This is a genomic window from Frondihabitans sp. PAMC 28766 (assembly GCF_001577365.1).
In the GTDB taxonomy this organism is placed as follows: Bacteria; Actinomycetota; Actinomycetes; order Actinomycetales; family Microbacteriaceae; genus Frondihabitans.
In genome coordinates this window covers 644,809-658,517 of the sequence record NZ_CP014513.1, presented here as the reverse complement: position 1 = coordinate 658,517, position 13,709 = coordinate 644,809, and the positions used below count along the sequence as shown (strand labels likewise).

Genomic DNA, 13,709 nt, shown 5'->3' with positions numbered 1-13,709 from the left:
CACGGTATGTTGCTCGGCATAAGAAAGCACTGAGGCAGCAGCCCGCTTCAGCCAACGTGGGGCCAGTCGATAGGGTTTTGTCATGAACGCAGCCGCCCCTGTCATCCTGCAGCCGGGCGTCGGCCTGCCTCCCGGGGCGCTCTACCTCCCGGCCTCCGCCGAGAACACGCTCTGGGGCCGGCTTCCGTGCGAGTCCGACTCGCCGGTGCTCACGGTCGACCCGGGCACAGTCGTGACGATCGACACCATCAGCCACGAAGGCATCCTCGACGACCAGGGGCGCGACCCGGTCGCGTTCTTCGCCAGACACGGGGTGCCCCGGTCGTCGGTCCTCGACGACGCGATCGAGATCGCCGCGTCGAAGGGTCGCCGAGACGCAGGATCCGACGGCCCTCACGTGGTCACCGGCCCGATCGCCGTCCGCGGTGCCGAGTCGGGCGACCTCCTGCGCATGACGCTGGTGAGCGCCACTCCGCGCGTGCCCTACGGCGTCATCTCGAACCGGCACGGGCGCGGTGCGCTCGCCGGAGAGCTGCCCGCCGGCCCGTCGAACGTCTCGATCTTCGCCGGCGCCGACGTGGATGCCGGTATCGGCATGCTTCCCCGCTTCGCCGGCGGCGACCTCGATATCCGCTTCGCCCTGCATCCCTTCCTCGGCATCATGGGCGTGGCCGTCGCCGGTGACTCTCGGCCCCACTCGGTGCCACCCGGCCCGTTCGGCGGCAACATCGACATCAATCTGCTCGTCACGGGCACGTCGCTGTTTCTCCCTGTGCAGGTTACGGGCGCGCTGGCGTACGTCGGAGACCCTCATTTCGCCCAGGGAGATGGCGAGGTCGCGTTGACGGCGATGGAGGCTTCTCTCAGGGTCGAGGTGCAATTCGACGTCGTCAAGAAGGCCGACGCACTGCGTTCGTTCGGTGAGGTGGCGGGGCCGCTGGCGGAGACCGACGACTTTCTCGTGCCGACCGGGCTCAGCGAAGACCTCGACGAAGCCGTCCAGAACTGCGTGCGAGCAGCACTCTCACTTCTCCATGCCCGGTACGGCATGGACGAGGATCTCGCCTACGCCTATCTCTCGGCCGCGACCGACTTCAACATCTCCCAGGTGGTCGACATCGTCAAGGGCGCCCACGCTCGCATCCGAAAGGCGGACTTCGATGTCTGACGCACCTGCAGCCTCTTCTGTCACGTCCGTCGACGGCGACGTGCCGGCCGGGCTCCTCGAGGCGTTCGACGCCTACGAGGCCGCCCTCGCCTCGAACGGTCAGGATGCCCTCGCGGCCGCTTTCGAAGACTCCCCCGGCTCCCTCCGCGCCGACGCCAACGGCCTGCTCGTCGGCCACGAGGCGATCACCGCCTTCCGCGGTCGCCGCTCGACTGCGCCTGCTCGAACGATGGTCTCGCGACACGTCCGGGTGCTCGACGACACCGCCGCGGTCATCGTCTCGGTCAACGCCCCGGTCTCGGGCGGGCAGGGCGTGCTCACGCAACTCTGGCGTCGGAGTGCCGTCGACGGGGCGTGGCGGATCGCCGTCGCCCAGGTCCAGGCGCCCTCGCCCGTGTTCGATACGCGCATCTGGCGGGTCGTCGGGGCGCCGCTGGTGCCCTCGCCGGCGATCACGGACGACCCGGAGACCTCAGAGCCCGGGCCGCTGGCGGGCGAGACGGTCGCCGTGAAGGATCTCTTCGCAGTCGCCGGGTACGCGATCGGGGCCGGCGTGCCCGCCTACCTGCACGATCAGGATCCTGCGCCCTTCAACGCGTCGGCCGTGCAGGCGCTGCTCGACGCCGGCGCCTCGGTGCTCGGCATCGCGCAGACCGACGAGTTCGCCTTCAGTATCGCCGGGCGCAACTCGGCCTACGGCACTCCCCCGAATGGCGCCGTGCCCGGCGCGATCTCCGGCGGCTCGTCGAGCGGGCCCGCCTCGGCCGTGGCCCTCGGGCACGCGACGATCGGCCTCGGCACCGACACGGGCGGCTCGATCCGGGTGCCGGCGTCGTATCAGGGGCTGTGGGGGCTGCGAACCACGCATGGCTCCGTGCGGCGCAGCGACCTCGTGCCGCTGGCGCCGACGTTCGACACCATCGGCTGGCTGACGCGCTCGGCCCACCTGCTGGGCCGCGCGGCTGCGGCGACGCTCACTGGTGTCTCGGCGCACTCGTCTCGGCAGCAGCAGCCCGTCGAGCCATCGTTCGTCGTCGATCCGCGCCTGCTGGCCTCCGTCGGGGGCGACGTGCGGGAGGCGTTCACAGGCTTCCTCGCGTCGGCGACCGATGCCGGCCGTCTCGCGCGGCCGGCCGAGATCGCGCTCGGAGACATCGCGCACCTCTACGAGCTGTTCCGCGTGATCCAGGCCGCCGAGGCGTGGGCCTCCCACGGTGCGTGGATCACCGCGCACCCCGGCTCGCTGGCGCCCGACGTCGAGGCGCGGTTCCACTTCGGTCAGAGCGTCACCCCGTCGCAGGAGTCGGCCGCTCGAGACGAGCTGGCCGTCCAGCGCGAGCATCTCGACCAGGTGCTGGGCGGCAGGATCCTGCTGCTCCCGAGCGCGTCGAGCGCGGCCCCGCCCCTCGCTGCGACGCCGCCGGAGTTCGATCGTGTGCGCTCCGCCACGCTGGGGCTCACCTGCATCGCCGGGGTCGGCGGCTTCCCGGCGGTCTCCGCCCCCCTGCTCACCGTGCCGGGCGGGCCCGTCGGGCTCTGCCTCGTCGGCCCCCGTGGCTCCGACCTCGCCCTCGTCGAGGTGGCCGCGACCCTCACCCCCTGACCCCCTCCTCCTCCGTTTTACCTATAGGCAAGCCTCTGCCGCATAGATATTTCTATTCGGGAAACATTTACCTATAGGTAAAACGGAAGGGGCGAAACAAGTGTTGCGTAGGATGGGCCTGTGAAACAGACTTTTCAGACTGAGCCGATCAACCCGCCCGCACGCCTCCTGATGGGGCCGGGGCCGATCAACGCCGACCCGCGGGTGCTCCGGGCGATGTCGGCACAGCTCGTCGGTCAATACGACCCGTGGATGACGCAGGCGATGGACGAGACGCAGGCGCTCTACCGCGAGGTGTTCCAGACCGCCAACGAGCAGACGATGCTCGTCGACGGCACGTCGCGCGCCGGCATCGAGGCGGCGCTCGTGTCACTGATCGAGCCGGGCGACCGCGTGCTGGTGCCGATCTTCGGCCGCTTCGGGCACCTGCTGCGCGAGATCGCCGAGCGCTGCGGGGCCGAGGTGCACGTGATCGAGGTGCCGTGGGGCCAGGTCTTCACCGCCAGTGCCATCGAGGCCGCCATCACAGAGGTCAAGCCGAAGCTGCTGGCCGTCGTCCATGGCGACACCTCGACCACCGTCGCCCAGCCCCTCGACGAGCTCGGCGCGATCTGCGCGCGCGAAGGCGTCCTCTTCTACACCGATGTCACCGCGTCACTGGCCGGCAACACCCTCCGCACCGACGAGCTGGGCCTCGATGCCGTGACGGCTGGCCTCCAGAAATGCCTGGGGGGCCGTCAGGATCAGCACCGGTCACCTTCTCGGAGCGCGCCGTCGAGGTCATCACGGCACGCAAGTCGGTGGAGGCGGGCATCCGCTCGGAGGGCGACGAGGTGAGCGCGCATCCGATCCGCTCGAACTACTTCGACCTCGCGATGATCTTCGACTACTGGGGCCCGCAGCGCCTCAACCACCACACCGAGGCGACCTCGATGCTCTACGGCGCGAGAGAGTGCGCCCGGCTGATCGTCGACGAGGGCGTCGACCAGGTCGTGGCGCGGCACGCACTGCACGGCGGCGCGATGCTGCGCGGGCTCGAGGGCCTCGGCCTCACGATCTTCGGCGACACCGCCCACAAGATGAACAACGTCACCGCGGTGATGATCCCCGACGGGATCGACGGCGACGCCGCCCGCGGGGCCATGCTGAACGACTTCGGCATCGAGATCGGCACCTCGTTCGGGCCGCTGCACGGCAAGGTCTGGCGCATCGGCACGATGGGCTACAACGCCCGGCGCGACACGGTCCTCACCACACTGGCGGCGCTCGAAGCCGTGCTGCGGCGCGGCGGCGTGAGTGTCACCGGCGGCGGGGAGTGGGCGCCGCCGACGACGTCTATGCAGACGCGGACGCCGCGGCAGCAGCCGCGGCAGCAGCCGCAGCCGCAGCCGCAGCCACGGCCGCAGACGCGGACGTCACGACCGAAGGGGCCCGCGCATGAGCGCCGACAAGCCCCCGGTCACCGCCCGCCAGATCCTCGAGCGCTGCGACGTCCTCGCCGCCGAGTCATCGAGCGACACCGGCATCGAGCGCGTCTACCTCTCGCCTGAGCACGCCGCCGTCAACCGCCTCGCGGCCGACTGGATGTACGAGGCAGGCCTATCGACGTGGATGGACGCGGCCGGCAACCAGCGTGGCCGCTTCGAGGGGCGGCAGCCGGGGCTACCCGCTCTGCTGCTCGGCTCGCACCTCGACACCGTGCCCAACGCCGGTCGCTACGACGGGATCCTCGGCGTCCTGCTGGCCATCGCGGTCGTGGATCGGCTCCGAGCCGACGAGGTGAAGCTGCCGTTCGCGGTCGAGGTGCTGGCCTTCGGCGACGAGGAGGGCACGCGCTTCGGCACGGCGCTGCTCGGCTCGAGGGCTGTGGCCGGCACCTGGGACCCCGCCTGGTGGGATCTCCACGACAAGGACGGCGTGACGCTGCGGGAGGCGTTCGTCGAGTTCGGCCTCGACCCCGACTCGGTGGGTGACGCGGCCAGCCGCTCGGGCGACGTGATCGGCTACCTCGAGGCGCACATCGAGCAGGGCCCGTATCTCGAGGAGGCCGACCGCTCGCTCGCCGTCGTCTCGTCGATCGCGGGTGCGCGCCGCTTCGCCCTGACGCTCACGGGCGAAGCCGGACACGCGGGCGGGGTGCCCTTCCACCGCCGGCACGACGCCCTCGCCGGGGCCTCGGAGGTCGTGCTGGCCGTCGAGCGCCTCGCGCGCACCGCCGGGGCGATCGCTACGGTCGGTCGGCTGCAGGCGTTCCCCGGCGGCGTCAACGTGATCGCCGGCCGGGTCGAGTTCAGCCTCGACCTGCGCGCCGAGACCGACATCCTCCGCGACGACGTCTGGCAGGCCATCCAAGACGTGATCGCCGAGGTGTGCCAGCGCCGCGGCCTCATTTGCGCCATCGACGAGACCCACAACGCCCCCGCCGTGGTCGCCGCACCCGCGCTCAAGTCGGTGATCGCCGACGGGATCCGCGCCACCGGCGACCTCTCGCCGATGACGCTCTTCTCGAAGGCGGGCCACGACGCCATGGCCATCGCCGACCTCACCGCCTGGGCGATGCTGTTCGTCCGCAACGGCCGTGGCGGCATCAGCCATCACCCCGACGAGACCGTGACGGTCGAGGACGTCGCCATCGCACTCGACGCGTTCGAGGCGGCGGTGCTGGCGCTCGCCGAGACCTACTCGCACCCCACGGCGTGACCGGCCGCGGCTCGCCCGACCCCGAGATCCGGGTCAGGATCGACGCCAACTACGGCACGCTGACCCCGCAGGAAGCGCGGGCGGCCGACTTCATCCTCGACCACCTCGATGATCTGGCGGTCTACTCGGCTACCGAGATCGCTTCGTCGAGCGGGGTCTCGAAGGCCACCGTGTCGCGGCTCTTCCGGCGGCTGGGGTTCGCCGATGCGCAGGAGGTGCGCGAGCACGCCCGGGAGCTGCGGCTGCGCGGGGTGCCCGTCGGCGCGCCGGGGTCGCTCGCGGCGCACGCGGCAGCCGAGCACGAGGCGCTCGAGCGGATGCTGGCGGGCCTCGGCGACGGGCTGCTCGAGGCCGCGGCCGGTGTCGTCTCGGCCGCCGCCGAGGTCGTCGTCGCGGGCTTCCGCAACAGCTACCCGGTGGCGTTGCACCTGCGCGAGCAGCTGGCACAGGCGCGCGGCGCAGTGCGCATCGCGCCGGCACCCGGCCAGTCGGTGGGGGAGGAGCTGGCCGGCCTCGGCCCGTCCGACGCCGTCGTGCTGATCGGCTTCCGGCGCAGGCCGGCAGGATTCGACGCCGTGCTGGCCTCCCTCGGCACCCGCGGCGTGCCGGTGGTGCTGGTCGTCGAGCCGGGCTGGCGTGGCGCCGCGCCCGCAGGCACGGTGGTGCTCACGTGCCCCGTCGATGCCGTGGGGGCCTTCGACTCGTACGCGTCGGCGATGAGCCTCGCCAACCTGCTCGCCACGCGGGTGCTCGCACGGCAGGGCAGCGCCGGCCGGGCACGTGTGGCCGCCATCACCGCCCTTTACGGCGAGCTCGGCGAGCTCGAATAGGCGCCGGTCGGCAATTCAGGCTCTGCGCCGGATTCGACCCCCGAGGGGGCTCGAATCGGGCGCCCCGCCTGAATTACCGACGGGTTCGAGCTAACCGCGGCTGAGCAACTGCCCACCCGAGGTGGCATCGGGCGCAACGAGCCGGCCGGCGAGCCAGACGTGCTCGACACCGCCGCGCAACGTGGTGCCGTCGAACGCGGTGACCGGGTTCTTGTGGGCGAGGTCGGCGGCGTGCACGGTGAAGGTGCTGTCGGGGGCGAACGCGACGAGGTCTGCTCGCGCGCCGACCTCGATCCTGCCGCGGTCTGCCAGCCCGACGAGGTCGGCCGTCGAGGTCGACATCCACCGCACGACGTCGGAGAGCGGGATCCCGCGGGCAACTGCGCCCGTCCAGACCGCCCGGAACGACAGCTCGAGCCCCGAGATGCCGCCCCACGCCAGGTCGAAGTCACCGTCGCCCGCGAATTTCAGAGCCGCCGTGGAGGGGGAGTGGTCGCTCGCGACGAGGTCGATGGTGCCGTCGACGAGCGCCTGCCAGAGCTGCTCTTGGTTGTGGGCGTCGCGAATCGGCGGGCAGCACTTGTACTGCGTCGCGCCGTCGTCAATGTGCTCTTCGTCGAACGTCAAGTAGTGCGGGCAGGTCTCGACGGTGAGGCGCAGCCCCTCGTCTTTCGCCGCGCGGAGCATCGGCAGCGCGGCGGCCGACGACAGGTGCAGGATGTGGGCGCGCCCGCCGGTGCGCCGCACGGCGTCGATCACGTGGGCGATGGCCGACTCCTCGGAGGCGTCGGGGCGTGAGCGCACGAAGGCCGGGTAGGAGGCGCCGAGCACGGCGGGGGCGGCCTCGAGAGTCGCAGGATCCTCGGCGTGCACGATGAGCAGACCGTCGAACGCCGCGATCTCGGCCGTCGCCTCGCCGAGCTGCGCAGTGCTCAGGTGCGGGAATTCGTCAACGCCCGACGGCGAGAGGAAGGCCTTGAATCCGAAGACGCCAGCATCCTGAAGCTCGCGGAGGTGCCCGAGCGACGACGGGATCGCGCCTCCCCAGAAGCCGACATCGACGACGGCCTGAGGCTCGGCGGCCGCGCGCTTGAGCGCGAGCGCGTCGGGCGTGGTCGTCGGCGGGATGCTGTTGAGCGGCATGTCGACGATGGTCGTGACTCCGCCGTTCGCAGCGGCGCGGGTGGCGCTCGCGAAGCCCTCCCAGTCGGTGCGGCCGGGCTCGTTGACGTGCACGTGGGTGTCGACGATGCCGGGGATCAGCACCTCGTCGTCGCCGAGATGCACGTCGGAGGCGGTCTCGAGGATCGCGTCGACCCCCTCGATCGCGACGATGCGGTCGCCCTCGACGGCGACGGCCGCGGGCCTGAACCCTCCGTCGATCAGAACACGGTTGCTGCGGACGACGAGGTCGAAGGGGGGCATGCTCCCGATGGTAAAGCAGTCGCTTTACGGGGAGGTTTCGGGCGTGGCCGCGTCGGCCACGGCGTGCTGCAGCACCGCGAAGTCGGAGGCCGAGTAGGCGACGAGGGTGACTCGCTGCAGCGGTGAGCCGGTGTGCTCGCCCCGCCAGGTGTGGATGGTGGCGACCGCGACGCGCGTCGCATCCTGAAGCGGGTAGCCGTAGACGCCGGTCGAGATGGCGGGAAAGGCGATCGAACCTGCGCCCGCGCCGTCAGCGAGATCGAGCGAAGCGCGATAGCAGGATGCCAGGAGCTCGGCCGCCCGCCCCGGCGAATGCTGCTGATAGACCGGGCCGACCGTGTGGACGATGTGCTGCGCCGTCGTGATGCCGTACGCACCGGTCAGTTTCGCCTCGCCCGTGTGGGCGCCGCCGAGGGTGCGGCACTCGGCGAGCAGCTGAGGGCCGGCCGCGCGGTGGATCGCCCCGTCGACCCCGCCGCCGCCGAGCAGGCTGGAGTTCGCCGCGTTGACGATCACGTCGGCGGGGTACTTCGTGATGTCGCCCTGCCAGGCCAGGAGTTCGCTCATTGCTCTGTTGTAGTCGCGCGGGGGCCGCCGCGCAGGGGCTTCAGGACGCGGCGCTCACGGCGTCGGCGTCGGCGTCGTGCGCTGCATCGGCTCGGTGTGTGCGCACGTCGATGTCGGCCCCGGCACGTAGGCGTCCGCGCGGAGGCCGACGCCGCCGTCCGGCAGCCGCGCCATCGTGAGCTGGAGTGTGGGGCTCGGGCCGAAGGGCTCGGTGGGCGGTTGGGTCTCGTCGACCTCCGAGTAGATGCGCCCGGTCTGCAGCGACTGCCCGGTCTGCACGCGGTAGCCCGGCAGGGGGTTGGCGGCGAACTGCTCGGCGAGACCCGAGACCGAGATGCCGTCCACGATCCACATCCGGGTGTCGTGGACGAGCCCGGTGCAGCCGGGACGGGACCACGACTGGCTGAGCGCGGGCGAGTGCAGGTCGAGGGTCGCCTGCGACATCGACGGGTGGACGAGGCTCGCGAGCTCGAGGGCCTGCTGCTGGGGCGTTCCGCTCAGATGCCCCGGATCCGCGCCGTCGCGGGTCGTGATGACGAAGGACGTCTTCGAGCCCGACGGCCTCGGCGTCGGCTGCGTGGTGACCGAGCCGCTGGAGCACGCCGTCAAGACGAGCGCCGCGCACGCGATTGTCGCCGCGGCCGTCGCGACGATGCCGGTCCGTCTGGTGCCTCGCATCCTGCCCCCCTTGCTTCCCTGCCGACACCCTATGTCGGGCCGCCGTTCTCGGCAATGGGAGTCCGCGCCGAGCCACGTCCGGCCGCGATCAGCCGGGCAGGAGCCGACTGGTCCAGCCGCCGGCGCCCTCGCGCTGCGTGAAGCGGAGGCGGCGGGAGGCGGTTCCGGTGCCGGGGGTCCAGAAGGTGAGCTCAGTGGGTTCGACGACGATGCCGCACCAGGCGTCGGGCTGGTCGAAGCCGTCGGGGTGCTCTGCCGCGAACGCCGCCCAGGCGGCCTTGCGCTCCGCCTCGGGCAGCTCGGCGAACGCGGGCGTGTTGAGCCACGCGAGCTGCTGCAGGGAGGGGCTGCGCGCACGGTACGCCCAGGCGACCTCGTCGGGCGGGGCGATGGCGGCGACGCCTCGGACCACCAGCTGCTTGGGCTCGTCGGGCCAGAGCAGGGTGAGGGCGACGTGGGGTTCGGCGGCCAGTTGCGCGATCTTCGCCGAGCCGATGTCGGTGTGGAAGTACAGGCCGGTCTCGTCGTATTCGGTGAGCAGCACGGCGCGGGCGTCCGGGTAGCCGGCCGGGGTCACGGTCGCGAGTGTCATGAGCGGTCGCTCGGGCTCGTCGTTCGACGGCAGCCACGACGTGAGCAGCGCCCACGCGTCGTCCGGAAGCCGGCTCACAAGCGCCCCGCCCCGCGGCTCGCAGCGCGGCGTCGAGGCACCACCGATCGGACAGGATTCGAGGCCGCAGCGGGCGAATCGCGTCTGATCAGTGGTGCCTCGGCGATCACCGATCCTCCATCCGGGAGGGCGGGAGCACCGGATGCGAGAACGCCGCGATCTCAGCGAGCGCCGCCACCCCGTCGCGCACCGACTTCTCGAACAGCTGCTTGCCCCACAGCGCCGTCGCGCCCGTCGCATCGCCGACCACGCCGTCCGGCCCGAAGTCGTTCGACAGCCAGCCGAAGTGCACGGGGCCGCCGTTGAACTTCACGAACTCCAGCGACGACATGGAGTCGGGGATCCACCGCTCCGCTGCGCTCATGTCGACGAGATCCGGCCGCAGATGCAGGATCATCGACGTCTCGCTGTGCCCGCCGTGCACCCCGAACCCGTGCTCGTCGGGCCCGTTGGCCCCGTCACCGCCCGGGATCGCCGGCCCCGTCAGGAAGGTGCGCAACCCGAACCGCCGCCGCAGCTCGCGCAGCGCGACCTGCAGCAAGGCGATGTTGCCGCCGTGCCCGTTGTAGAAGACGAGGGTGCGGGCCGGGGTCGTGAGCAGCGATCGGCCGATGTCGGTGACGGTGTCGAGCAGCGTGGTCGCGTTCAGCCACACCGTGCCGGGTGCCCACGAGTGCTCGTCGGACTTCGTGTAGGCCAGCGACGGCAGCAGCCAGGCATCCTGCCCTTCTTGAGCCGCGGCCTCGACGATCGCGCGCCCGATGAGATCGGCCATCAGCCAGTCCGTCGAGAGCGGCAGGTGCGGCCCGTGGTGCTCGATGGCGCCGACCGGCAGCACGATGACCGACGAGGACGAGAGCGTCGACGCGACCGCGGGCCCCGAGAGGTGCACGAGGTCCCGAGACGAGCGTGAGCCGCTCACGAGACCTTCGCCCCCGTCGAGAGGGGCGGCGTGACGAGCTTGCCCGGGTTGAGCAGCCCGGCAGGATCCGTCGTGGCAGCGAGCGCGCGCGTCCGGTCGGGCTCGAAGTCCACGTACCACTGGTGCGGGTTGTGATATCCGACCCCCAGGGCGGTCAGGCGGTCGAACCCGGCGTAGACGTCCTCCGCCGAGGTGTACCGCCCGGCGAGCATGCCGATCGGTCGACCCTGCGACGTCTCGATGTGGAGCATGCCGCCAGGGTAGACGCCGTGCACCTCGTCGATCCTGTCGATGAGGGCGTCGCCCTGCACCTCGACATGGAAGTAGGTGTCGGGGTATGCCTTCTGCAGCCACTCGATCGGGTGGTTGTACGAGATCATGCTCAGCTTCATCGCGACCTGCGGCCCCTCGCGCACGTCTTCGACACGGCCCCCGGCCGCCTCCACGAGTTCTCGCGCACGATCGACGGTCGACGCGTCGAGGATCGCCCGCAGCGACGCCCTCCCGGCCGGGATCGCAGGGTCGGTCGGCAGCGCTTCGGCGAGCGTCGCCAGGTCGCCCGACACCAGACGGGGTGCAGGATCGAGGGCACCGAACGCCCGGATCAACGGCAGCAGCCCGTCGAAGGCGTCGAAGCTCGCATAGAACCCCCGCCACGGTTGCAGCGGTTCGAGCGCGATAGTCGCCCGCGCGATGATCCCCGCGGTGCCGTAGTTGTGCACGTAGGTCTGCGCCTCGTCTCCCTCGACGTGGACGAGCGCGGCGTCGGGCACCGCGTGCACGACGTCGAGCGCGACCACGAAGCCCTGGTGGTTCGAGCCGTGCTTGATCGACCCCGTGCCGCCCGAGCCACCGGAGAGGAAGCCGCCGATCGTCGACTGCGCCGTCGACGGGTACATCAGGATCTGCTGCCCGGTCTTGGCCGCGGCCTGCTCGAGCGACACCATCGTGGCGCCGGCCTCGGCCGTCAGCACGCCGTCGTCGACCGAGATGACCGCCCGCGCCTTCGTCATGTCGAGCACGAGCCCGCCGTCGAAGGGGATCGCCTGGCCGTAGTTGCCCGTGCCTTTGCCGCGGGGCGTGATCGGCACGCCGTGCCGCACGGCGGCGCCGACCACAGCGGAGATCTCGTCGGCGCTGGTCGGGTAGGCGACGAGGTCGGCGAGGCCGAGGGGCAGCTGCTGGCTGATCACCGGCGACAGGCGAGAGCCGTCGACCGAGGCCTTCTCGCGGGCGGCGAGCTCGACCGAGACGCCGCGCTCGCCGAGGAGGGCGCGCAGCTCGGCCGCGAGGGCCTCGAGTCGTTCGGGGGATGTCGACATGGGGTGCTTTCTGAGTGCGGTCGCTGCCACGAGGGTCGATGCCTGGGTGAACGCGATGCGACGGGTGCCGCGCGCGGGGTCGGTGGAGGTCAGTGCATGATCATGCCACCGGTGACGTCGATCGCCTGGCCGGTGCGGTGCGGTGCGGTGCGGTACGAGGCGCCGGGCGATCTCGGCGCCGATGCCGCGCACGCCGCCGGTGACGACGGTGCGGCGCCTGGCGAGGCGCTGGCGGAAGGCGTCACGGGAGGGCCGGTTCGGCTTCGGCTGCGGCTGCGGCGTGGGCTGGGGCGACGCTGGGGTCGGCCGGGTCGGCAGCGGGGCGTGACGCTGCGGATGGCAGGGCGACGCTGCGCGTCACGGAGCTCTCCGCGACGAGTTGCCCGCGGTGGATCACGAAACGGTCGGCCGAGGCGTTCGCAACGACATCCGGAAGCGACGTGCCCCGCACGGCGAGCAGCTCGGCCCGCGCCCCCGGCACGACGCCGGCGACGGGCAGCGCCAGCACCGCCCGTGCCCCGTCGCTCACCGCCGTGTACGCCTCGTCGATCGTGAGGTGTCCGCCGGTGACCATGAGCATCGCCGTCTCGAGCGCGTCGCTGCGGCCGAGCGGGTTGAAGGGGTCGCGCACGTTGTCGGCCCCCGCGGCGAATCGCACGCCGGCGTCGAGCAGCTGCCGGGCAGCGGTGATGCCGCGCGGGGTGGAGACGGGGTGCTCCCAGCCCTGCAGGTAGAGGTTGGTGATCGGGTTGGCGATGACCCCGATGTCGGCCCGCTTCACGGCGGCGACGATGCTGTCGCGGTCGGCTGCGGGCATCGTGCCGAGGCGGGTGCAGTGGCCGGCGCTGACGTTCGGCACGGGAGCCCCGTCGCGCGCCGCCTCGTCGCGCCAGCCTTCGACGGCGGAGGCGTACGCGTCGAGGGTGACGGGGCCGGCGAGGCTCTCGTCGGTGTGCAGGTCGACGCCGCAGCCCCGGGAGCGCGCGAGCGCGAGGAGTCTCTGGAGGTCGGCGGTCGGATCCTGCGCCAGATGCGGCGAGCCCCCGACCAGGTCGACGCCGAGGTCGAGCGCAGCCGCGATGTGCTCGGTCGGCACCTCGGGCCCGGCGAGGGCGACCAGCTCGATGTCGATCAGGTCGCGCAGCTCGTCGCGCACCTGCGTCAGCGCGAGCGCGCCCCGCAGAGGATCTGAGCCCTGCAGGATGTCGACGTGGCTGCGGATCGCGGTCGTGCCCTGCCCGAGCATCCGCAGCGCCTGCTCGCGGGCGCGGGCGGCGATGTCCTCGACGGGCATGGTGCGGGCGTACTCGCGCCACGAGGTGATCGCGCGCACGAGGTCGCCCATCGGCGGCCGGATCGCGCCCCACGAGAGGGCCTTGTCGAGGTGGGCGTGAGGCTCGGCCGGGGCCGTCAGCAGGACGAAGCCGGTGAGGTCGAGAGTCGTGTCGGGGGAGGCGTGGCCGGTGGGGGCGTCGGATCCTGCGGGCTGTGTCTGTGTCTGTGTCTGTGCAGCGGCCGGCTGCGCGTCCTGAACCGCCCGCACCGTGTCACCGTCGATCGTGACGTCGACCACATGCCCGTCGGGCAGCGTCGCGTTCGTCAGCCGCGTGAGAACGCGGGGAGTGGCGTCATCGCTGCCTCGATCGATCGTGGACGTTCATGCCTTCAACACCGGTGAATCTACGGAGGCGGCGTTTCGGCCCGGTAACGCGACCGTTTCGACCCGATGAAAGGAGGCGTCGGCGGCTGTCGCGCGTGGTACACAAGCCTGGTCCCTTTGCCCGTCCCTCTCCATCGCCCCGCGGCCCCTGGCTCACCGCCGCA

The 13,709-nt window shown here is 71.7% G+C and carries 14 protein-coding genes; 6 read left to right on the top strand and 8 right to left on the bottom strand.

Annotation, left to right across the window (positions count from 1 at the left end; all coding sequences use genetic code 11):
• The first annotated feature begins 82 nt into the window (after positions 1-82).
• The 6 genes from AX769_RS03185 (at position 83) to AX769_RS03165 (ending at position 6,301) form a co-directional block, all read left to right on the top strand.
• Positions 83-1,168, top strand: a complete 1,086-nt coding sequence (locus tag AX769_RS03185) for an acetamidase/formamidase family protein (protein ID WP_066275864.1) — start codon at positions 83-85, stop codon at positions 1,166-1,168.
• A complete protein-coding gene (locus AX769_RS03180) occupies positions 1,161-2,771 on the top strand; it encodes an AtzH-like domain-containing protein (RefSeq protein WP_066275862.1) in 1,611 nt (536 codons plus the stop codon). Before AX769_RS03185 ends, AX769_RS03180 begins: the two co-directional genes overlap by 8 nt.
• A 120-nt stretch (positions 2,772-2,891) precedes the next feature.
• The gene (locus AX769_RS25010) at positions 2,892-3,608 is read left to right on the top strand and encodes an alanine--glyoxylate aminotransferase family protein (protein ID WP_239451925.1); all 717 of its coding nucleotides are present in this window, start codon (positions 2,892-2,894) and stop codon (positions 3,606-3,608) included.
• A complete protein-coding gene (locus AX769_RS25005; RefSeq protein ID WP_239451924.1) occupies positions 3,494-4,321 on the top strand; it encodes an alanine--glyoxylate aminotransferase family protein in 828 nt (275 codons plus the stop codon). Before AX769_RS25010 ends, AX769_RS25005 begins: the two co-directional genes overlap by 115 nt.
• A complete protein-coding gene (locus AX769_RS03170; protein WP_066275860.1) occupies positions 4,209-5,471 on the top strand; it encodes an allantoate amidohydrolase in 1,263 nt (420 codons plus the stop codon). Before AX769_RS25005 ends, AX769_RS03170 begins: the two co-directional genes overlap by 113 nt.
• Positions 5,468-6,301 carry a MurR/RpiR family transcriptional regulator gene (locus AX769_RS03165; RefSeq protein ID WP_239451923.1) on the top strand — a complete coding sequence of 278 codons (834 nt, stop codon included), beginning with the start codon at positions 5,468-5,470 and terminating at the stop codon, positions 6,299-6,301. The genes AX769_RS03170 and AX769_RS03165 overlap by 4 nt, the downstream gene beginning before the upstream one ends.
• A 90-nt stretch (positions 6,302-6,391) precedes the next feature.
• Here the strand turns inward: AX769_RS03165 and allB are convergent, their stop codons facing one another.
• From allB to AX769_RS03130, 8 genes are all read right to left on the bottom strand, one after another.
• A complete protein-coding gene (gene allB, locus AX769_RS03160; protein WP_066275858.1) occupies positions 6,392-7,726 on the bottom strand; it encodes an allantoinase AllB in 1,335 nt (444 codons plus the stop codon).
• Between the two features lie 24 nt (positions 7,727-7,750).
• A complete protein-coding gene (locus AX769_RS03155; protein ID WP_066275852.1) occupies positions 7,751-8,293 on the bottom strand; it encodes an O-acetyl-ADP-ribose deacetylase in 543 nt (180 codons plus the stop codon).
• A gap of 54 nt (positions 8,294-8,347) precedes the next feature.
• Entirely contained in the window at positions 8,348-8,971 is a 624-nt protein-coding gene (locus AX769_RS03150; protein ID WP_066275851.1) for a hypothetical protein, read from the bottom strand.
• An 88-nt stretch (positions 8,972-9,059) separates the two neighbouring features.
• A complete protein-coding gene (locus AX769_RS03145) occupies positions 9,060-9,641 on the bottom strand; it encodes a pyridoxamine 5'-phosphate oxidase family protein (protein WP_066275849.1) in 582 nt (193 codons plus the stop codon).
• A gap of 106 nt (positions 9,642-9,747) precedes the next feature.
• A complete protein-coding gene (locus tag AX769_RS03140) occupies positions 9,748-10,563 on the bottom strand; it encodes a creatininase family protein (protein ID WP_066275846.1) in 816 nt (271 codons plus the stop codon).
• Positions 10,560-11,885 carry an FAD-binding oxidoreductase gene (locus AX769_RS03135; protein WP_066283123.1) on the bottom strand — a complete coding sequence of 442 codons (1,326 nt, stop codon included), beginning with the start codon at positions 11,883-11,885 and terminating at the stop codon, positions 10,560-10,562. Before AX769_RS03135 ends, AX769_RS03140 begins: the two co-directional genes overlap by 4 nt.
• Positions 11,886-11,974: 89 nt before the next feature.
• Complete coding sequence (locus tag AX769_RS23605) at positions 11,975-12,130, bottom strand: hypothetical protein (protein WP_157887418.1); 156 nt, start codon at positions 12,128-12,130, stop codon at positions 11,975-11,977.
• Positions 12,127-13,458, bottom strand: coding sequence for an amidohydrolase family protein (locus AX769_RS03130; RefSeq protein ID WP_239451922.1), 1,332 nt, complete (start codon positions 13,456-13,458; stop codon positions 12,127-12,129). The genes AX769_RS23605 and AX769_RS03130 overlap by 4 nt, the downstream gene beginning before the upstream one ends.
• Positions 13,459-13,709: the final 251 nt, after the last annotated feature.